We start from the raw sequence: 22,350 nt of genomic DNA, 5'->3' as shown, positions 1-22,350 counted from the left end.
TGTCCCTTAATTATAACAAAAATAAATTCATTATGTAAATTATTCCCTTTATTTTAATTTAAATAAAAAGTAAAAGTGGATACCACCTTTACTATTTATTTTCAAACAAATCTAAATATTTTTCGTAGCCCTTTTCTTTCATTTCATTTCTAGGTATAAATTTTAATGCTGCAGAATTAATACAATATCTAAGTCCACCTAATTCTTTTGGTCCATCACAAAACACATGGCCTAAATGAGAATCTGAATTTTTACTTCTTACTTCTGTTCTCACCATACCATGGCTTTTATCTACTTTTTCTTCAATTAATTTTCTATCTATTGGTTTTGAAAAAGCTGGCCATCCGCAACCAGAATTAAATTTATCCGTTGAAATGAATAATGGTTCTAAAGAAACTATATCTACATAAATTCCTTCTTTAAAATTATCATTATATTCATTTATGAAAGGTGGCTCTGTAGCATTTTCCTGTGTAACTTTATATTGAATTTCTGTTAATTTACTTTTTAATTCTTCTTTTTTTATATTTGTCATACTACACCCTCCATTTATATTATAAAGCCATTTGAATAAAATTTCTATTTATTCTTAGTAATAAATATTCTTTTAATAACTGTTTGTGGGGGTTCTGACTTAGTCATAGCTTCATTTACTCTTGCATATACTAAGTCTCCCTTGTCAATAACTATATCTTCTTTTTTATCATTTGTTGAATTCATAACTTTTGTTTCATTATCTATTATCCCAACTACAGTTATTTTATTAACTTCCTTTCCCTTTATATAACCCTGTATAGTAACTCTTGTATTTCCATCTTCTGATTTTTGTACTTCTAATACTTCTCCTATTACAACTGGACTTTTAGCTGATATTCCTTTCTCTGGTTTTGCTCCAACTAAAATTCCTGAAAAAATAGTCAATAAACAAATTACTATTAATAATTTTTTTAACTTCATTTTAATTTCCTCCTTAGTTTATAATCACTAATAGTTTTTTTCCTCTTTAAAATAAATATTCATTCCATTTGTATTTATTTTTTTGAAACATATGGGTTATCTTTAATATAAAATCTCCACTTAAAATCCTTAGCTTCTTCTGCATAATCTATTCCTACTCTGGTGGTTTTAACTATTTCAATATTTTTGCTTTCATTATATTCTAGATATAATCCATTATTTAGATATAACTTTTTATAGTTATCTTCTCTTGTAATACTTAAAGCAGTACATAGCTTAGATGGTCCATTGGTTAAATTTCTCTTTTGTACATTTGTTAACTCATTATAACTTTTCTTAAATCTAATATTAGATAAATAATCAAAATTATCAATAGGTTCAACAGCTCTTATTAAAACTGCCTCTGGCTCATCTTTTATATTAGTTACTATATTAAAACAATGATATAACCCATAAATAAAATAAACATACGCTATTCCGCCTTCTTCGAACAAAGGTTTTGTTCTCTCTGTTTTTTTATAATTATACGCATGACAAGCTTTATCTGTAGCTCCTATATAACTTTCTGTTTCTACTATTTTAGATTTAATTTTTATACCATCAATTTCTCTAACTAAGTAATGTCCTAATATACTTTGAGCTACTTCAATAGCTCCTTGCCTATAAAATTCTTTTTCAATCATCATAATAAATCTCCAGATATCAAAATATTATAAAATTAATTATCTTTTATAACTTTATTATTTATTATACTACCATATTTATTCCCTAATTATTTCATATTTATGACTTATTTAATTTTAACTATAATAAAAAAATAGAAAAGCCCTATAAGCTTCTCTATCTCAGCTATTTTAAATTATTAAATGATTGGTTTGTTAAAGATATATCTTTATAATTTATATATACGTCAAAATTTACCGTTGAAATTTTAATGTATGGTCCTTTATTACTTTGGACATAAGGTTTAACTTTTTCTCCATTTTCCAACTTAAAATCACCTTTTTTAATAGCACCACCATCACTATATCCATTGCTCTTAAATCCTATTTCTGGAATATTATCTACAAGCTTTATTTCTTTTATATCTTCTCTTTTTAAAGTAATTCCATAGCTTCCATCTATAACTATAGCGTCCTCTTTAATTATAATATTATTGGCTTCATTGCCAAATGAAAATGTTATAATCATAATAGCAAATGTTATAAATCCTATAACTACCATTACCATTATTTCTGATTTGCTCTTTTTATTATGATCAAATTTTTGCATATATATTAAATACCCAAATACAATAATTAATAAAGTAATTATAAAAGGTAATATAGAAATTTGAAAATATTTTGAAACTATAGCTCCTATAAATATTAAAAAGGCTATTAAATAACACATTCTTCCCATATGTTTCGCTATTTTTTCGATATCCACTTTAGATTTTTCTTCTTTAGACTGCGTATTATACCCTGATATTAACCAGTAACATTTATATTTACTAATAGCTACTCCTAATACTATAAATATTATGCAAATAACAGAAATGAATATTATAGATAGCATAACAAACCTCACCCCAACCTTCTACATTTCTATTTCACCTAACTCTTTATATGGTTAATTATACGCTTTATTTATGTTGTTATCAATGTTGTTAGTCATTTTTCTTACCATTCAATTGTTAAAATATTTATTTCATCTTTTATTAATGAAACCTTGTACCCTTCTAATGCTAACCAAGCTAATAATTCTTTTTGTACCTCTTCATCATTACACATAAGTATTGCTGAAACCTTATTTATATCAGAGTTTTTAGCATAATTAATATTATCTAATATTTTTCTTTTTTTATCATTTAAAAATTCTAGATTCATAAAAACCTCCTACATATTTTAACTTATATAAAATATGTATTAGTCAAAAAGCATTATTATGTTGATTTACTTTATTTTCCAGGAAATATTTTTATAATTATCTTTAATAATTATAATTTATAGAAGAAATTGCTTATAAAATTTCTAAACTTAAAAGCTTATTACATAATAGATTTAATTTAATATCTACCTCTTTATCTTCTTAATTGTGAGATAAATCCTGTTTTATTATTCCAATTGCAACTCCTAATATATTAACTTCTTTATTTTCTAAATTAATTGGAGCATATAAGGAATTGGCTGGCATTAACTTCGGTGAATCACCATTTAAGTTTAATGTTTTTAATGTTGCCTCTCCATCTAAACTTGCAGCTACTATTTCATTGTGATTTGCTGTGCCTTGCTTTTTAATAACAACTAAGTCCCCATCACAAATATCTTTTTCCACCATAGAATCTCCTTTTACTCTTAAGATAAATATATCTTTTCCTCTTTCAAGCCAATACTTTGGTATATAAAAGTTACCTTCTATATTATCATTTATTTCTATAGGTGTTCCAGCTGCTATATTATTAAACATTGGAATATCTTCTAATTCATTTTCGTTATAACAAATATCATTTCCTTCAAATATTTCTTTTTTATTCGAAGCAGTGTCTATATTAAACTCTATAATTCCCTTGTTTTTTAAGTTAATATATCTATATTTTTCAACTGTATTTACTTGTTTTTTCTTCTCTTCTTCATATTTGATTTTGAAATTAAAGCTTTTTCCTTTTACATCAACACCTAAAGTATTTACTTTTCTTCCTTTAATCATCCAGGAATTTTCTTTATTATTGAGTTCATTATTTAACACAAAAATAAATGAAGAATGAGCCATATTTTTATAAATAGCTTTTATAAAATCTATTTCACCCTTAGTAAACTTCTCCATATCATCTAATATGATATGACTATATAGGCCACCATGATTATTTATATACAAGATAGCATATAAAACATGGTCATATTCATCCATGTATCCTTTAGCAATTAATTTATCATTATATAAATCTTTAATTTTATATATAGCCTCTCTTGTGTAAGAAGATTTTTTGATTCTTCCACCTCTACCTTTTCTATCAACTTCTAAATATTCCTTTTTAGAAAGATTACTTGCTTTAATCCATAAAATTTCTTCTAATACAAACTCAATTGTTACTTTTTGAAGAAATTTAGATTTTTTATGAAATAATAATATTTCATCCTCTAAGTCTTTCAAAATCTCTAAAGACTTTATTTTATCTATAACCTGCATAGCTAGTCCTTTTTTTCTTCTAAATGCTTTAGAATATGTATCAATAAGTTCTTCTATTGATACAATATTTACTCTATCTTTTTCTAATGAAAATAATGAATAAAAATAATTCTCACTACTTTCTTTTTTATAAAGTTCTATTGCTTCATGAGCTTTAGTGTAATTAGATGTTACAAGTAAAATCTTGTCCTCCTCATAAATGCAGTAATTATTTTCTAAATTTATTGTTTTATATATCGATGCAGTACTCTTTCCTGTACCTTCATTACCCTTTAGCATTTGATATCCTGAATTTTTATGATTTATAAATCTGTGTTGAATATTAGAAAAATCCATTACCTTCACCACCGTATCCTTCTTATGTTTTATGTACTATAATCATATATTCTATAATAGTTTATGTCAAATAATCACTATTAAAAAGTAGTGATGTTTAAGTGTATTGACTATAATTTAACATTCTTCTTGTTATATATAATATTATTTGCTATAATTTAACAAACAACTTTGGGAGGTATTTAAATGAATGATTTAAAAGTTTTAATATATTTAGATCTTTTAAAAATTAAAAATTTCTTTTTTCAAATTTTCACTAATCCAATTCTCTTTCTAAAAAAACTATTTTCAATTATTATTTTCTTTGGAGTCTGTTTTTCTTCAATTATTATTTCAATATTTAAAAATGAATCTAAAATATCTATAACATCAGAAATTCAACAAGCTTCACTTGGAATAATAGCTGTACTATCTGTTATTATTATATTATTTGTTTTAGCACATTATTTAAATGATTATGCACCAAGTAACTTTTCAATTTCAGATATTAATTATTTATTTCCTTCACCATTGAATAACAAAATAATACTTTTTTATTCTATGGCTCGTAGTGCTATAAAAGGTGTAGCTAGTTTCTTCTTAAGTATTCTTTTCATTATACTTATGCTTTTAGCTTCAACTAATTTATCATTAATAGGATTATTACCAATAGCTTTTGGTTTCTTCTTTATATTCTTATTATTTATTTCGCTATCATACTTATTTTTTGCATTGAAAGTTAAAACAGGTCTAATAAAAAAGTTTAAGATTATATCCTACATATTACAAGGTATTACATGCTTAATAGTTTTATTTTATTTATATAAACTATGGACATTTAACTTTAACTTTTTTGAATTATCTCTTTCTATTTTTGATAGTTTTCTGGTTAAGTTACCAGTAGTTTGTTCTATTATAAACTTTATATCATTACTTTTAACTGAAACAGTTACACCACCAATATTCGACATAGTGTACTTAATTGTATTAACTGTACTTAATTGTTTTTTATTTACAGCTCTAAATACTGACTACTATGAAGAAATAGCTGAAAAAGTATCTGTACAAAATGAAAGGATTAAGCAATTAAAAAATAATAAAAAAGATGTTCATTCACAAATGGAAAAGGAAATAAAAAATGTTAACTTAAATAGTAACTCTAAAGAAAGATGGGGAGTGCTATCATTATATTGGAAATCTTCTATTATTAGAAAAAGAAAACAAACTTCATTAAAGAAATATTTGTTATTCTTATTTAACATTATTATTGGCGCTATAGGGGGATATGTAACATTACAAGGAAATCAATTAATTTCAATTATCGCAATTTCAGTTGGAACAGTTTATATAGGTCTTATTTCATCTAACTTTTCTGAGTTGTCTAGAGAATTAAAAAATGTGTATATATACATTATCCCTGGAAAACCAATAAATAAAATTCTTTCTACAGTCTTAGATGAGCTTTTAGTATTACTAATTAGAATTAGTATAATGCTTATACCTTCAATTGTTTTAAATTCAGAATTCTTAATCTTAGGAATAGGATGTTATATACTAACACTAGCATTTTCTCTTGTAATAAAATTGCTTAATTTAATATTGATACTTCTTATGCCAAAAGATAATGAATCTGGCCCTGGAATGCTTGCAACCTTTGTATTAATGATAATTATAATGATTCCATTTTTAGCAACTGGAGCTACATATGGATTAACACTTAATACTTATATAGCTTTTGGAGTATTAACTGTAATAATAGGTCTTTATCTAGGTTTATTAATATTATTATGCAATAAACTATTCGATCTTATAGAGTATTAAGAATTAATAGGAGGAAAATATGTTAGAAGTAAAAAATTTGTCTAAATCATTTAAGAAAAATAAAGCAATTGATAATATATCATTTAGTTTAAATACTGGGGAAATAGCCATATTATGTGGTCCAAATGGTGCTGGTAAGACTACTACCTTAAAATGCATACTTTCTCTATTAAGAAAAGATTGCGGTGATGTTTTAATAGATGGCAAGTCAACTAAAGATAGAACTATAAGAGAAACCTTAGCATATATACCAGAAACACCTGATTTATATAATTTATTAACAGTTTGGGAACATTTTAAATTTATAGCTCTAGCTTATAAAATCAAGGATTGGACAAGCAAAGCTGAAGATTTAATGAATATTTTCAATTTATCTAATAAGAAAGATTCTCTTGCTAAAGATTTATCTAAAGGTATGAAACAAAAAGTTTCTATTATAATGGCATTAATTCATGATCCAAATATAATTTTAATTGATGAGCCATTTGTAGGGTTAGATCCAAATGGAATAAAGGAATTTAGAGATATGCTATCTAAAATAAAATCTCTTGGGAAGACTATACTGGTTAGTACTCACATATTAGCTTCAATGGAAGAAATTAGTGATACTATGATTTTAATGAAAGAAGGTAAAATAGTAGACTGTGGAAGCAAGGAATATTTAAAAGAAAAATACAACGAAATGGGCAACATAGAAGATTTATTCTTTAAAATAATTGATAATGCTTAATAATAAATATGGCTGTCCTTGAGACAGCCATATTTATTATACTTACTTTATTATAATATTTAAATTATTTTACTTGTAAAGATAATCTTTTTCTAATTTTTATCCTATCTAAAGAATAACTAAGCATTAGAAATATTATTCCACTTGCTATAGGTTGTATTAACTCCATAAAAAAAGTTGCAAGTGGTGCTATAAAATTTCCTGATATAATTCCTCCAGCCAAATAATATCCAAACCATCCTACTATTCCTGCTAAAAATACAGCACTTATATTTCTTTTGCAAATAATATTATTATCTTTAGATGTAAAAAATAATACCATAACTGGCTTAATTATTATTGTTGGTAAAACCCAAAGCATTCCTCCAGATAATGCATCTGAAAGCCCAGCCCCTATTGCTGCGGATATCATAGCATAAGGTGTGGGTAATAATACAGCTGATAAATATATAAGAATATCACCTAAATGAATATATCCCCCATTAAACCCTGTAGGAATATGCAAAAATGCTGTTATTACATATATTAATGCTGCAAAAAGTGCTGTTATTACTAAATTTCTTGTTTTAATATTTTCTTTCATTTATCAAAATCAACTCCTTTAAAAATGCTTCAAACATTATCCCTTCCTTAGGATTAGTTTTAAATTTAGATGTATATTGAATAGCTTCATATATAAAGTTAGAAGCTTCTTTAATAGCAAAATTCAAATCATGTCCATTTAATAATAACCCTATAATTATTGATGTAAATATGTCTCCAGTTCCACTATAAGACTCATTATTAAAATATTCTTTTACCATAAAAACTTTATCTTCTTCTTTATCATAAACAAAATTGTAAATTTTATTTTCTCTTATTATTCCTGTAATAATAACTTTTTTAGGACCCATTTCGGATATTTTAACAGCAATTTCTTTTATTATTTCATCACTCATCTTATTCTTTTTATAATCTTCACCTGTTAATATGCAAGCCTCAGTTAAATTTGGTGTTACTATATTTGCAATAGAGATAAGTTTTTTCATTTTATTGCACATATTTTCTGTGAAAGTATCATAAATCATTCCATTATCCCCCATAACAGGATCTATAACAATTAAAGAATTTTTATTATCTAACACAAAATCTAACACTATATCAATTTGCTTTTCTGAACCTAAAAAACCACTATATATACAATCAAATTTTATATTCAACTCTTTCCAAACTTTTTTATAATTATTCATTTCATTAGTTATATCTAAAAATGAAAATTTATCAAATCCAGTCTGAGAAGAAAGTATAGCTGTCGGAAATGGACAACATTGTACCCCTAAAGCTGATAATATTGGAAGTGCTACTGTTAGTGAACATCTTCCTATTCCAGATAAATCATTTATTGTTGCTACCTTTTTTACCCAATTCATAAGTGCACCCGCTTTTTATTAAGTATTTATTTTATAATAATCCAATAATTACATTTTGTCTATTGTACCGATACAATGTTAAAATCAATAAAAAAAATAGAACTATTAATTTTAAATAGCTCTATTTTTTATTAATATCTTTTAATTTTACTTTATAATTCTATTACTTTATTTAATAACTCATTACTTCTATTAATAAAATCATTCATTTCTTCAGCATTTAATTCCTTATTAGATATTAACGCTAAATCTAAAATATATTTACATATTAAATTAATATCATCTTTTTTATTTTCATAATCTAATGACGCTAATTTTTTAATTATTGAGTTATTATTATTTATAACTAAAGTTTTTTCTTCCACAAACATGTTTGGCATTTCCATCCCGCCGAACATTTTGCTCATTTCAAGCATTCTTCTTGATTGCTCTGAAACTAGTATAATAGCAGGTGTCCCTGAATTTTTCAAATTTTCAACTTTAATACTATTTACTTTATTTAAAGTTGCTTCTTTAAATAATTCTTCTAATTTAATATTTGCTTCTTTCAAATCTTCACTTTCATTATTTTTAAGTGTTTCAGAAATGTCAGAATCTATTCTAGTAAATGTGACACTATTTTCTTTTGATTCTAAGAAGCTAATAAAATGATTATCTATTGAACAATCTAAAATTAAAGCATCTAAATCTGCTTCTTTAAACATTTTAATATATTGTGATTGTTGTTTCTCATCTGTTACATAAAAAACTTTATTTTCATGTTTATCTTTATTATCTTCTAAATATTCCTTTAAGGTTATATATTCACCATTTAATCTTCTAAAAATGATAATATCTTTTATCTTATCATAGAAGCTTTCATCTCTTAAACAACCGTATTTAATAAATATTTGAATATCCTTCCAGAAACCATTAAAATTTTCTTTTTCATTTTTATATAGTCCAACTAATTTATCTGCTACTTTTTTAACTATATGCTTAGATATTTTTACAACGTCTTTATCTTTTTGAAGGAAACTTCTTGAAACATTTAAAGGTAAATCTGGACAATCTATTGTTCCCTTTAATAATAGTAGGAAATCTGGTATAACTTCTTTTATATTGTCAGCAACAAAAACTTGGTTATTATATAACTTTACTTGTCCTTCAGTAGCTTCTAATTCATGCTTTAGTTTAGGGAAATATAATATTCCTTTTAAATTAAATGGATAATCTACATTTAAATGAATCCAAAATAATGGATCATTAAAATCCATAAATACTTTTTTATAAAATTCTTTATACTCTTCATCCGTACAATCTTTTGGAGACTTTATCCATAATGGAGTTATATCATTTAAAGGTTTATTATCTTCTTCCTTAACCTCATGATCTTCTTCTTCTAAATATATTTCTATAGGTAAGAAAGAACAATACTTTTCTATTATTTGTTTCACTTTATATAATTCCAAAAATTCATTACTATCATCATCAATAAAAAGAGTTATAGTTGTTCCTCTTTCTTTTTTATCGTCACATGGAGATACTTCATATTCTGTGCCGCCATCACAAATCCATGTTACTGCTTCTGCTTCTTTTAAATAAGATAATGTATCTATTTGAACTCTCTTAGCAACCATGAATGCTGAATAAAATCCTAGACCAAAATGACCTATTATATCTGTACTCTCATCCATTTTATCTTTGTATTTTTCTATAAAATCTTCTGCTCCTGAAAACGCTACTTGAGTTATATATTTTTTAATTTCTTCTTCCGTCATTCCAATTCCATTATCAATAATTTTTAAAGTTTTATTATCTTTATTTAACGAAACTGTAACTTTATATTTTTCATTTTCATTTTCTTTTGCTTCTCCCAATGAAACTAACCTCTTATACTTGCTTATAGCGTCACACCCATTACTAATAAGCTCTCTAATAAATATATCTTTATCAGAATATAACCATTTTTTTATAATTGGAAAAATATTTTCTGTATGTATTGAAATATTTCCTTTATTTTTCTCCATAATTATTCCCTCCTCTTTCCTGTAAATATTTTATTTAAAAGAATTTCTTCTGTCAATCTTTACTAAGATTTATTTAAGTGTTTGAATTACTATTATTAAATATTAGAACAATAAATTTTGTATTTATAAAATAAAGCTTTAATTATCTAGTATTTTCTTTAATTTTTTAATCTTCTATTATTTACATATCTTTTTCTTATAATATCTTAACAAAATGTATTGTAAAATAATTCCTTAGAGATATATAATATTGATATAGTCTATTACTTATTAATTTGTAAAGAAGGTTTTATTATGAAAAAGCTCACTATAAATACTTTTTCTTGGATTCTTATTGTATTAATACTCTCATTATATTTACAAAGAAAATTGAACTTTCCTTTAAACTATTATATTTTTATAATTGGAATATCTCTTATAATATTTGGTATTTTCTCTGTCCTTAAATCAATATTTGGGAATAGTAAATATACTATAACTAATAAATCTGAAATACTTGTTTGTCTTAAAAATACAAATATCAATACTATATCTATTTGTTTAGCAGGTCTTATATCTTTATTAACTGGTATTTTATTATAATCTTTAAATTTTATAAAAAGTAGGCAAAGCTAATTCATTTTTTATAGTAAAAAATTTATCTTTAAACCTTCCACTTAATAATATAAAACAAAAAATTATGTTGCCTACTCATCTTTAAACATTTATATTTCATTTTCAATTATCTTAATATATCCATTATCTATACCTATTACATTTAAATTATTATGGATATATTCATTAACGATATCTATAATTTCTTTTGTTATCTTTTCGCCAGCACAAACTATTGGTATTCCTGGTGGGTATGGAATTATCGATTCTTTTGCTATTTTATTTAAAGCTTCATTTATGTTTATGCTTATACTATTTATATTAAAAACTTCATTTGGCTCCAACACTTTAATTGGTGCTATCTTAGGAAACACTACATTTTTCTCATTAAATCTTAGTAAATTCATATCTAAATTTTTAATAGCTAAGTATATCTTTTCAAACTCATCTTCTGTATTTGAAGGCGATAATATAAGAACTACACCATTGGAAAAACTCATTTCGCCTTGTATTTTAATACTTTTAAAATATTTTAATAATTTATGGCCACTATATCCATTTTTTAATATAACTAAATATCTACTCCTATCAATTGAATATCCTTCTTTTAAGTCCATATCACTAACTATTATAGCTTTATCTAAAAGATTTATTTTTCTCTTCCATTTTTCTGCTAAAACAACTAAATTCTCATAATCCTCCTTGCCATAATTATCTAAATAATATCTAGAATAATCTAATGAAGCCATTATTAAGTATGATGGTGATGTAGTCATAAACGCTTTAATATAAAAGTTTATATTTTCACTATAATCATTTACTAATAAGTAAGCTCCTTGTGTCAATGCTGGTAAAGTTTTATGTGCACTTAGTACAATATAATCACCAAGATTCACTAGAGATTTAGGTAATTCTCTACTTATTACAAAATGAGCTCCATGTGCACTATCAATTATGACTTTTAATCCCTTTTCTTTTAATTCAATTATTTTATTTTCTATATCATAAGATATTCCAAAATAATTTGGACTTGTAAGTATTATTCCTTTTGGATTAGTTGATTTATTTAAAGCTTCATCTATCTCTTTTTCCCTAGGTGGTAGAAATACTCCCATTTCTTCATCTACTACAGAATCTATATAAATTACTTTAAGCTTTCTCAAAATAATACCATTATAAATTGACTTATGGCAATTTCTTTCTACTAATACCTCATCGCCTTCATTGAAAGCTGCAAATATTGACGCTAAGTTTCCAGATGAACTTCCATTTACAAGAAAATATGCTTTTTTTACATTATAAGTTTTTGCTAAAAGATCTTCTGACTCTTTTATTACTCCTTCAGGACAATGTAAATTGTCTAGATTATCAACTTCTGTAATATCCAGTTCTCCTAAAGATTCTCTAAATTTCTTACCTAATAAGTCTCTTAAAAATGCTTTTCCACTTTTGTTTCCTGGCATTGATAAAATCAAATTTTGTTCTTTATGATACCTTAATAATTCTTCTAACAAAGGTGCTTTACTCATTAATATCTCCCTTTTATTTAAATTAATTACTTATAACTTGTATAGATTTGTTTTTTAATACTTTTTTAGCCACATCTAGGATATAATTTTTGTTTATAAAATCAATATTATTAAACTCATCTGAGTATGTTTTATAATCACCAAACATTGTACTATATGTTGATAATTCTTTAGCTAAAATTATATTTTGCTCTTCTCTAAACCATCTTTTTAATTTTATAGACTTTATAAAATCTAATATATCATTATCACTTATATCTTTTTTAAACATATCTATTTTGTTTATGCATTCATTTATTAATTCTAAGGATTTATCTAAGTTTTCTTTTGAAGTACTATAAGTTATTTTATAGAGTTTTATATACTTTTCGTAAGAAATCTTAGTTAAAACATCATATACAAGACCGTTTTTTGTTCTTAATATATCAAATAATACTGAATTAACTCCCTCACCAAAATACTCATTAAATATTCTTAAAGCTTTTATTTCATTATAACTTAAATCATTTATTGGAAATATAATTTGAACCTTACAAGTATTTATCCCATCTTTAATATCTCTATAAAATCCAAAATTAGAATTCTCATAACTAATATTCTCTTTACTATTATCCTCATATATACTTACCCAAGATTCAAAATATCTTTCTACCATATTTTTAACTTCTTCAAACTCTAAAGAAGATACTATTGCTATAGAGGTCTTATGAGGCAAATAGTTTTCTCTATAAAACTGTTGTATATCTTTTAGTTTTATCTTTTGTAAATCCTCACTTATACCTATTATAGGATACTTTATTCTTCTTTCAGTGAAACTATTAAAAAACAACCTATCTTCACAATATTGTTCTAACTCCTCATCCCATTCTTTTAACTCTTCCACTATTACATTCATTTCTTCCTGAAAACCTTCACTTGGAAATATGGGATTTAAAATTATATCTGAAAAAAGTTCTATACCATTTTTTAAATCTTCATTTAGCATAGTTCCATAATAAATAACATAAGGAAAATTTGTCATAGCATTTTGAAAACCAAAAATTTTACTTAAGTCTTTATTTATTTTCTCTTCATTTCTCTTTTTTGTACCTTTATAAAGCATATGCTCAGTTGCATGAGCTACTCCTAATAATTTTTTTTCTTTACAGGCACCTGCATCTATTGATATGGATATTGAAGTTAAGTTAGATGTAGTTTTTGTATATATAAGTTTTATTTTATTTCTTAATATAAATTCCATAATTTCACCACCTTTATTCAGCTGATAGTTCACAATTCACAGCTATTGAAATAATTTACCCTTGTTGAATTATGAACTTTTTAGTTATATAAAAGAAATGATTGCTTCACAACAAAGTTATGCAGCAACCATAAATTAAAAACTGTAGTCAATATTTCTTTAGTAAACTAATTATCTAACCTGTAAATTGTACATTTTGAAATACTTAAATTATTCTGCTTTTAAAGCAATTGCACATTCAATTCTCTTCTTTTGCATTTTACAGCCAACTTCATAAGGTATTTTCATATCTCCATTGAAGCTAAAGTTATTTGCTTGACACCCTCCACTACAATAAAATCTTGCCCAGCAATCTCTACATTTAGGTTTATTATATATATGAGCTTTTTTAAATTCTTTGCCAAGATCTTTGTTGTATGTATCATCATATATAGTTCCAAGTTTAAATTCTTCTTTTCCTACAAATTGATGACATGGATAAACATCACCTTGTGGAGTTATTGCAACATATTCAAATCCTGCACCACAACCTGAAATCCTCTTATAAACACACGGTCCACCATTTAAATCAACATTAAAATGATAGAAGTTATATTCTCCATCCTTCTCTTTTTTTCTTCTTACCATATCTTCATATAATTTATCATAGTTTTTCATTATTTCTGGCAAATCCTCTTCTCTTAGCGCAAGAGGATGTCCATCTTCTAACACTACTGGTTCTATAGAAATTTCATCAAAGCCTTCATTTAACATAGCTTGTACATCTTCAAAGAAATCAGTATTAGCCCTTGTGAAAGTTCCCCTAACATAATATGTTTTTCCTGGTGTTCTCTTACTTATCATCTTTTTTATATTAGGAATTATATCATTATAAGATCCACTTCCATCAACTTTAATTCTTACATTATCATTAACACATTTTCTTCCATCTAATGAAAGTATGATATTTCCCATCTCTTTATCCATAAACTCTATCATGTCATCATTTAGTAGAGTAGCGTTTGTTGTCATAGTAAATCTTACATTTTTCTTCCAACCTTTTTCATTTTCTCTAGCATACTGTATTATTTCTTTTACAGTATCCATTATCATAGTTGGTTCTCCACCAAATAAATCTATTTCTATATTTCTTCTTGGGCCACTTCTTTTTATTACATAATCAATTGCTTTTTTAGCCGTTTCTATTGACATAACACCTTTATTTCCGTTATATTCCCCTTCGTCAGCAAAGCAATATTTACATCTTAAGTTACATCCATGAATTATATTTAAGCATACTGCCTTTATATAATCCCTATCATCCATTGATCCATGAGCTATATCTTCATATCTATCTTCTGAATATAATAAACCATCTTTTATAAGATCCATTATTTCATCATAAGCTTCTATAATAGTATCCTCATTATATTTATTACTTAAATTTTTTAATGTTTCTTCTTTATTCTTCATTCCTTCATCATGTACTAAATCATATACTAGTTCGTCTACTATATGAACTGCTCCTGTATTTACATCTAATACAAAATAATTTTCACCTTGTTTAAATTTGTGTATCAAAGACATTTTCTATCCCTCCAAAAGCTTTGCTAAAACTAAAAAGCAAGCAGCAACTAACTTGTTGCCGCTTCTTGTTAATTAGTTTTCACACTCTAAGTTTGCAACTGTACATGAAGTTTTGCAAGCTGATTGACATGAGTTAGCACATTCTTTACAACCAGGTTTTACTAAACTGTTCTTAATATTCGTCTTGTTGATTGTCTTAATATGTTTCATGATTATACTCCCCCATTCTTCCAAAATACTCCACGATTATAACATAAAAATTTTACTTATAAAAGATTAATTTTATAAATTTGGTGATTTTCTTGTTATGTAACCATTATATGGTATCATAACTGCTACACCTGCTTTATCCAGTTTATATTCTGTTCCTTGCAAAGGTGGATTCTCTTTAACTAAATTCATTCCTATTCTATAAACTGCTTTAACCACAGCTTCATGATCTTGTATAACTGTTCCCGTCATTACACCTTCTCTAATTAATTTTACTGCTGGATCTGTTGCATCTATTCCTACTACTGCTATATATTTTTTTGGATCTCCCTTATTATATCCAAGCTCCTGAAGTGCTAATATAGCACCTATTGCCATTTCATCATTATTTGAAATTATTACATCTATATTATCTTTATTCTTCTCAAATAAATATTTTACTCTTTCTTTAGCACACTCCCTATTCCAATTACAATATTCTGATGCAATTTCTTTTGTTTTAATTTCATGTTCATTAAGTGTTTTTATAACACATTCACTTCTAAGAGTAGTTGTTACATCATTTATAACACCTTGTAATAAAATATATTCTAAAATATTATTCTTATTTCTGTCTACTAAGCTTTCATTTCTTAATTCATTAATTATCATTTCTCCTTGTATATTTCCTGATACACAAGTTTCAGATCCTATGTATATAGCTTTATCATAAGTTTCAATAATATCTAAGGATTTAGGCTCTCTCCCCATAAATACTACTGGTATATTTGCTTGTTTTATTTTATGAATTAATATACCATATTCATTTGCATCTACAACATTTAATATTATTAGATCTACTTTCATATCTATAAGTTCATCTAATTGTTTGTTTTGCAATTCTTGATCATTCTCTGCATTATAAAATATAAAATCTACTATATCTTTATTTTCTTCTTCTATCTTCAAAAAATCATTCTTTATTAAAGATACATATGTATCTTCAGTGTACAATAATATTCCTGCTCTAATATAAGACATATTATCAATATAAGCACTTACATTTGTAGTAAAAATATTAATATAAAATATTTCAGCTATAATTAATAAAATTATCTTTTTCATTTTTCCTCCGATTATACTTATATTAACTAATCTCTAACCAAGTAACCATTAAATGGCATTCTAACTCCAACTCCTGTTATATCAAATTTATATTCTGTGTCTTGTAATGCTTTCTTGCCTTCAGCCAAATTTAATACTATTTTATAAAGAATCTTTGCCTTTTCTTTAGCATCTTGTATAACTGTACCTGTCATAAATCCTTTTTTTATCATTTCCCTAACTTCATCTGTTCCACCTATTCCTACTACTGATATAAATTTATTTGGGTCTCCTAAATTATAACCTTTTTCTTGAAGTGCTAATACAGCTCCTACTGCCATATCATCATTGTTTGAGATAATTACTTCAATATTATCACCGTATTTATCAAATAAAGAATTAATTTTCTCTTTAGCACATTCTTTTTCCCAGTTACATATTTCAGAAGCTATTTCATTAGTTTTAATTCCATTTTCATTTAAAGTTCTTATAACACATTCACTTCTTAATTGAGCTTCTACATTGTCTACTTCCCCTTCTAATAATATATAATCTAAACTATCATTTTTATTTTTATCCTTTATATTTCCTTTCTTCATTTCATTAATTATCATTTCACTTTTAATTTTGCCTGCATCACAAGCTTGTGTTCCTACATATAAAGATTTATTATATGATTTAATTCCATTTAATGATAAAGGCTCTCTGTTAAAAAATATTACTGGAATATCTTTTTCCTTAATTTTATTTATTATTGAGTCTGCTTCATGTATATCTACAATATTTAATAGTATTGCATCTACTTTCATATTTATAAGTTCATTAATTTGTTCGTTTTGTAACTCTTGACTTCCTTTAGCATTATAGAATATAAAATTAATTGTGTCTTTGTTTTCATTTTCAAGTTTTTCTAATTCTTTCTTAATTTCAGAAATATAATAAATATCCTCTTTATATAGAAGCACTCCTACTGTTACAGGTTTTCCATTTATAGTATTAGCACTTATATCTAATTTGAATATATTTAAAATTATAACTAATATAAAACTAAATAAAATTAACTTTTTCATTTTTTTCCTCCATGTTATATCTATCTTAGTGAACTTCTAATTAAATATCCCTCATATGGTATCCTAATTCCTACTCCTGTTACATCAAATTTATAATCTGTATCTTGTAAAGCTGGTTTTCCTTCTGCTAAATTACTTCCTATTCTATATAAAGCTGTAGCCATTCCATCTGAGTCTTGAATAACAGTTCCTGTCATAAATCCATTTTCAATCATTTGTCTTGCTTGCTCTGTTCCATCAACACCTATAACTGAAATATATTTTTGGGGATCGCCTAAGTTATATCCATTTTCTTGTAATGCTAATATAGCTCCTATTGCCATCTCGTCATTATTAGAAATTATTAATTCTATTTCTTTTCCGTATTGTGAAAATAACTTTTCTGTAGCTTGTTTTGCACATGCTCTATCCCAATTACAAAACTCTTCCGCTATTTTACTAGTTTTAATATCATTCTCTTCTATTCTTCTTATAACACATTCACTTCTGTATTGAGCCTCCAAATTATCTTTATCTCCTTGCAATAGAAAGTATTGTATAGTATTATCTTTATTCTTATCTGTAATTCCTTTATCTCTCCATTCCTTTATTACTACATCGCCTTGCATATTTCCTGATTCACAAGCTGTTGTCCCTATATAAATTGCTTTATTTGTGTATTCTTTAATACCATTTAAGGACAATGGCTCTCTATTAAAAAATATTACTGGAATATTGCTTTTTTTTATTTCTTCTAATAATTTATCAGCATTATTTATGTTTACAATATTCAAAAAAATAACATCAACTTTATCTTTTATAAGTTCTGCTAACTGCTTATCTTGCAAATCTTGATTTCCATCCCCATCATAAATTATAAACTGTATTCTATCCTTATTTTGGTTTTCTATTTCTATTAATTTATTTCTTACTAAGGAAATAAAATAGTCATTTCCTTTATAAAGTAATACCCCAGCACGAATAGGTTCTGTATTTTTTAAAATAGCCTTAGGTTCTATACTAAATACATTTATAAATATTGCTATCATAACACATATTGAATTTATTTTTTTCATTTTATCCTCCATATTATGATTGATTTAAACTTATTTATTATATGGGTTGTATATCTTTCTCTTTCTCATTTAACTTAGTTCTTTATAATATATGTTTTAAGTATAGTATAAGAAATATATACATATTTAATACCTTTTTTAATTTTAAAAAAATAATAGCCACCAAAAAAAGATAGCTATTATAAATTATATTATTTTCTTATTATATATCCATTATATGGTATTCTGATTCCAATCCCTGTTACATCAAATTTATATTCTGTGTTTTGTAAAGCTGGTTTCCCTTCTGCTAAATTAACACCTATTCTATAAAGTGCCTTTGCCATAGCCCCATAATCTTGTATAACAGTTCCTGCCATAAACCCATCCTGAATCAATTTTCTAGCTTCATCTATTCCGTCTATCCCTACAACCGAAATATATTTTTCTGGATCACCTAAGTTATATCCATTTTCTTGAAGTGCTAATATTGCTCCTATTGCCATTTGATCATTATTTGAAATTATTGCTTCTATTTCATTTCCATGCTCTTCAAATAATTTTTCCATAGTTTTTTTTGCACATTCTCTATCCCAATTGCAAAACTCTTCTGCTATCTTATTAGTTTTTATTCCTTTATTTTCTATACTTCTTATAACACATTCACTTCTATTTTGAGCCTCTAAATTGTCTTTATCACCTTGAAACAAAACATATTGAATAGCTTTATCTGAATTTTTATCTATTATCCTATTTTTTTCCCATTCTTTAATTATCATATCCCCTTGCATATTTCCTGAATCACAAGCTGTTGTTCCTACATATACAGCCTTATTCGTATGTTCTTTAAGACTATTTAAATTAAATGGTTCTCTATTAAAAAATATAACTGGAATATTAGTTTTTTTTATTTTTTCTAATAATTCATAAGATTTCTTTACATTAACAATATTTAAGAGTATAATATCCACTTCACTATTTATAGCCTCATCTAATTGCTTATCTTGTAATTCTTCATTGTCCTTTCCGTCATAAATTATAAAGTCTATTATATCCTTATTTTGATTTTCTATTTCTAATAATGAATTTGTTAATAATGATATAAAATAATCATCTTCTTTATAAAGCAATACTGCTGCACGAATTGGTTCTGTAATTTTAATAGCTTTAGGTTTTATATTAAGCATATTTATAAATACTATACTTATAATAAATATTAGATTTATTTTCTTCATTTTATCCTCCAATCAAATTATTATAAACTTTTTATACCTTTAAATTATTCATATTTATAAGTTATAATTTTGTTTTTAAATTAACAAGATAAAATTAACGTATAAATGTATTATAAGTAATAATATATATTTAATACTAGCTTTAAATTTTTATTATATTAAATGACTTTATAGTATTTAGACAAATATCTAAAAATATTTAAACTTAATACCTTTATCAAATATTTTCCTCTTGAATTTCTTATATAATATGTTATTATAGTTTTATTATTTATTAGCTTCCAAGCGGAGTGAAAAATAGATACACATATGTGTGAAGAGTGAAAATGGCAAATCACTCTTTTTTTTGATGAAAAAGGACTATATGAATAGTCCTTTTTATTTTACATTTAAGTATTCTTCTAAATTTCTAATATTACTCCTTTTTCCTATAACTACTATTAAATCATTTTCTCTTAATATATATTCTGGATCTAATTCTATTATAGTTTCTTCATTCCTTTCTAAAGCTATAATATTTAAACTGAAATTATTTCTTATATTCGATTTTAAAATAGACTTCCCATCTATTTTAGAAGTAACTTTTAACTCTTCTATATGAATATCATTGTTTAGCTCAATAAACTCTAATGCTTCTTCATTTAGCAATCTATTTGCAATTCTTATTGCCATATCATTTTCAGGGTACACAACCTCTGCACCTATTTTTCTTAAAACACAACCTTGTTCATAAGTAGTTGCTTTAGATATAACTCTTTTTACTCCCATATTAATTACATTTAATGTAGTCAATATGCTAACATCTATTTTCTCACCTATACATACGAATACTGTTTCACAATTTTGTATACCGGTTTCCTCTAAAGTTTCCTTATATAAATTATTAACTACAAAAGCATTTTCTGTTAGGTGTCTAATTTGTTTTATTTTATTTTCATCATTATCTATTACTATTACTTCTTTTCCAGCTTCTATAAGTGTTCTTGCTAATGCAAAACCAAATCTTCCAATTCCTATTATTCCAAATTCTATTGCAGATTTATAACTAAACATATTTATCTCTCCTTATCCTATTATAACTGTTTCTTCTGAATAATAAGCACTTGATGCTTCCTTAAAAGACCAAATTGTAGCTATAGTCATAGGTCCTAATCTTCCTATAAACATAATTAGTGAAATAATTATTTTACTTAAATCATTAAGATCTGGTGTTATTCCAGTTGATAATCCCACTGTACCAAAAGCACTTGTTACTTCAAATAATAATTGCATAAAAGTATAATTAGGTTCTATTATACTTATAACGAAAGTTCCCATACATACTACAAGTAAGGCTAATATAGTTAAATTAAATGCTTTAAAAACTACACTTGTAGGTATTGTTCTCTTAAATGCACTACAATGCTTATTTGTTGATGTGCTATAAATACTTTTATATAAAGTAAATAAAGTGGTAGTTTTAATACCTCCTCCAGTAGATCCTGGAGACGCACCAATAAACATTAAAATAACTAATACAAATAATCCTGAATTTGTAAAGTTACTTAATGAATAAGTACTAAATCCTGCAGTTCTTGCGGATGTGCTAAAAAAGAATGCCCCAAGCCAAGAAATATCCTCTGTTAATTTTAGCAAAACTGTACCTACTATTAATAATAAAGTTGTCATTGTAAGAACTATCTTTGTATGTAGGCTAAATTTCTTAAAGGATTTCTTTACTAAAATTTCTTTAATTACTAAAAATCCTAATCCTCCAAATATAATTAATCCACATGTAGTTAAATTTAATAATACATCATTTTTATATTGTATTAAATTTTGAAATCCTCCAAGTATATCAAATCCTGAATTATTAAATGCTGCTATGGAATGGAATATGCTTATTCCTAAAGCATCTAAAGGCTTATAATCTTGTGAAAATACAATATAACTTAAAATTACTCCTATAAATTCAAAGGTTAAAGTTACTGCTAAAACTGCTTTTACTAATCTTACTAATCCTTTCATTGTATCTAAGTTCATGGATTCTTTTATAAGTGTTCTTTCTTTTATTCCTATTCTTTTACCTAAAAGTAATATAAAACCAACACCAACAGATGTTACTCCTAATCCTCCTACTTGAATTAGTAAGGCAACAATTGATCTTCCAAATACAGTAAAAGTATCTGCGGTATCTATAGCGATCAATCCTGTTACGCATACAGCGCTAGTTGATGTAAATAATGCATCTACGAAAGATACATCGACTCCTTCATTTATTGATATAGGGAGTTTAAGTAATAATGCTCCTAATATAATTACTATTAAAAATCCTAAAACAATAATTCTTCCAGGCTTAATCTTTTCTATTAATTTCATACAAAGCTCACTCCTTTATGAT

The 22,350-nt window shown here is 25.4% G+C and carries 21 protein-coding genes; 2 read left to right on the top strand and 19 right to left on the bottom strand.

From position 1 onward, the window contains the following. Nucleotides 1-91: 91 nt before the first annotated feature. The 6 genes from msrB to lexA all read right to left on the bottom strand — a co-directional run bounded on the left by msrB (nt 92) and on the right by lexA (nt 4,473). Nucleotides 92-535 (bottom strand): peptide-methionine (R)-S-oxide reductase MsrB, encoded by a 444-nt coding sequence (gene msrB / locus ABDZ60_RS16415; RefSeq protein ID WP_343779606.1) that lies wholly within the window; start codon nt 533-535, stop codon nt 92-94. 44 nt (nt 536-579) lie between these two features. Next, nucleotides 580-957: a hypothetical protein gene (locus ABDZ60_RS16410; RefSeq protein WP_343779603.1), complete on the bottom strand. Its 378-nt coding sequence runs from the start codon at nt 955-957 to the stop codon at nt 580-582. Between the two features lie 74 nt (nt 958-1,031). Beyond that, nucleotides 1,032-1,643, bottom strand: a complete 612-nt coding sequence (locus tag ABDZ60_RS16405) for a DNA-3-methyladenine glycosylase (protein ID WP_047000818.1) — start codon at nt 1,641-1,643, stop codon at nt 1,032-1,034. A 163-nt stretch (nt 1,644-1,806) separates the two neighbouring features. Continuing rightward, a complete protein-coding gene (locus ABDZ60_RS16400; RefSeq protein WP_343779599.1) occupies nt 1,807-2,514 on the bottom strand; it encodes a DUF3784 domain-containing protein in 708 nt (235 codons plus the stop codon). A 104-nt stretch (nt 2,515-2,618) separates the two neighbouring features. Continuing rightward, nucleotides 2,619-2,825 carry a hypothetical protein gene (locus ABDZ60_RS16395; protein ID WP_016208417.1) on the bottom strand — a complete coding sequence of 69 codons (207 nt, stop codon included), beginning with the start codon at nt 2,823-2,825 and terminating at the stop codon, nt 2,619-2,621. A 202-nt stretch (nt 2,826-3,027) separates the two neighbouring features. Then, nucleotides 3,028-4,473 (bottom strand): transcriptional repressor LexA, encoded by a 1,446-nt coding sequence (lexA, locus tag ABDZ60_RS16390; RefSeq protein ID WP_343779596.1) that lies wholly within the window; start codon nt 4,471-4,473, stop codon nt 3,028-3,030. A 174-nt stretch (nt 4,474-4,647) separates the two neighbouring features. On the opposite strand from lexA, the gene ABDZ60_RS16385 reads away from it, so the two are divergent. Then, entirely contained in the window at nt 4,648-6,261 is a 1,614-nt protein-coding gene (locus tag ABDZ60_RS16385) for a putative ABC exporter domain-containing protein (protein ID WP_047000817.1), read from the top strand. Nucleotides 6,262-6,280: 19 nt separating this feature from the next. Then, nucleotides 6,281-6,991: an ABC transporter ATP-binding protein gene (locus ABDZ60_RS16380; protein ID WP_343779591.1), complete on the top strand. Its 711-nt coding sequence runs from the start codon at nt 6,281-6,283 to the stop codon at nt 6,989-6,991. Between the two features lie 64 nt (nt 6,992-7,055). On the opposite strand, the gene ABDZ60_RS16375 is transcribed toward ABDZ60_RS16380, so the two are convergent. From ABDZ60_RS16375 to ABDZ60_RS16315, 13 genes are all read right to left on the bottom strand, one after another. Beyond that, nucleotides 7,056-7,574 (bottom strand): TIGR04002 family protein, encoded by a 519-nt coding sequence (locus ABDZ60_RS16375; protein WP_047000816.1) that lies wholly within the window; start codon nt 7,572-7,574, stop codon nt 7,056-7,058. Beyond that, on the bottom strand, nt 7,558-8,400 hold the full coding sequence (locus ABDZ60_RS16370) for a pyridoxamine kinase (RefSeq protein ID WP_047000815.1): 843 nt from the start codon (nt 8,398-8,400) through the stop codon (nt 7,558-7,560). The genes ABDZ60_RS16375 and ABDZ60_RS16370 overlap by 17 nt, the downstream gene beginning before the upstream one ends. Before the next feature lie 152 nt (nt 8,401-8,552). Beyond that, nucleotides 8,553-10,409 (bottom strand): molecular chaperone HtpG, encoded by a 1,857-nt coding sequence (htpG, locus tag ABDZ60_RS16365; protein WP_343779584.1) that lies wholly within the window; start codon nt 10,407-10,409, stop codon nt 8,553-8,555. A gap of 704 nt (nt 10,410-11,113) precedes the next feature. Further along, nucleotides 11,114-12,532, bottom strand: a complete 1,419-nt coding sequence (locus tag ABDZ60_RS16360) for an aminotransferase class I/II-fold pyridoxal phosphate-dependent enzyme (protein ID WP_343779581.1) — start codon at nt 12,530-12,532, stop codon at nt 11,114-11,116. Nucleotides 12,533-12,554: 22 nt separating this feature from the next. Beyond that, on the bottom strand, nt 12,555-13,775 hold the full coding sequence (locus ABDZ60_RS16355; protein WP_343779813.1) for a M16 family metallopeptidase: 1,221 nt from the start codon (nt 13,773-13,775) through the stop codon (nt 12,555-12,557). 207 nt (nt 13,776-13,982) lie between these two features. Continuing rightward, a complete protein-coding gene (gene scfB, locus ABDZ60_RS16350; protein WP_343779578.1) occupies nt 13,983-15,338 on the bottom strand; it encodes a thioether cross-link-forming SCIFF peptide maturase in 1,356 nt (451 codons plus the stop codon). 72 nt (nt 15,339-15,410) lie between these two features. Beyond that, nucleotides 15,411-15,548, bottom strand: a complete 138-nt coding sequence (scfA, locus tag ABDZ60_RS16345) for a six-cysteine ranthipeptide SCIFF (RefSeq protein ID WP_016208429.1) — start codon at nt 15,546-15,548, stop codon at nt 15,411-15,413. 72 nt (nt 15,549-15,620) lie between these two features. After that, nucleotides 15,621-16,652 (bottom strand): galactose ABC transporter substrate-binding protein, encoded by a 1,032-nt coding sequence (locus ABDZ60_RS16340; RefSeq protein WP_343779575.1) that lies wholly within the window; start codon nt 16,650-16,652, stop codon nt 15,621-15,623. Nucleotides 16,653-16,678: 26 nt separating this feature from the next. Next, nucleotides 16,679-17,701, bottom strand: coding sequence for a galactose ABC transporter substrate-binding protein (locus ABDZ60_RS16335; protein ID WP_343779572.1), 1,023 nt, complete (start codon nt 17,699-17,701; stop codon nt 16,679-16,681). Between the two features lie 20 nt (nt 17,702-17,721). Continuing rightward, nucleotides 17,722-18,756, bottom strand: coding sequence for a galactose ABC transporter substrate-binding protein (locus ABDZ60_RS16330; RefSeq protein WP_343779569.1), 1,035 nt, complete (start codon nt 18,754-18,756; stop codon nt 17,722-17,724). 191 nt (nt 18,757-18,947) lie between these two features. Continuing rightward, a complete protein-coding gene (locus ABDZ60_RS16325) occupies nt 18,948-19,970 on the bottom strand; it encodes a galactose ABC transporter substrate-binding protein (protein WP_343779566.1) in 1,023 nt (340 codons plus the stop codon). Between the two features lie 378 nt (nt 19,971-20,348). Next, on the bottom strand, nt 20,349-21,023 hold the full coding sequence (locus ABDZ60_RS16320) for a potassium channel family protein (protein ID WP_016208434.1): 675 nt from the start codon (nt 21,021-21,023) through the stop codon (nt 20,349-20,351). A 12-nt stretch (nt 21,024-21,035) separates the two neighbouring features. Continuing rightward, nucleotides 21,036-22,328, bottom strand: coding sequence for a TrkH family potassium uptake protein (locus ABDZ60_RS16315; protein WP_047000809.1), 1,293 nt, complete (start codon nt 22,326-22,328; stop codon nt 21,036-21,038). Between the last annotated feature and the right edge of the window lie 22 nt (nt 22,329-22,350).

Source organism: Clostridium sartagoforme, assembly GCF_039521405.1.
GTDB classification, from domain to species: domain Bacteria; phylum Bacillota; class Clostridia; order Clostridiales; family Clostridiaceae; genus Clostridium; species Clostridium sartagoforme.
Note: the sequence above shows the minus strand (reverse complement) of the source record. Positions and strands in the feature narration are given on the sequence as shown.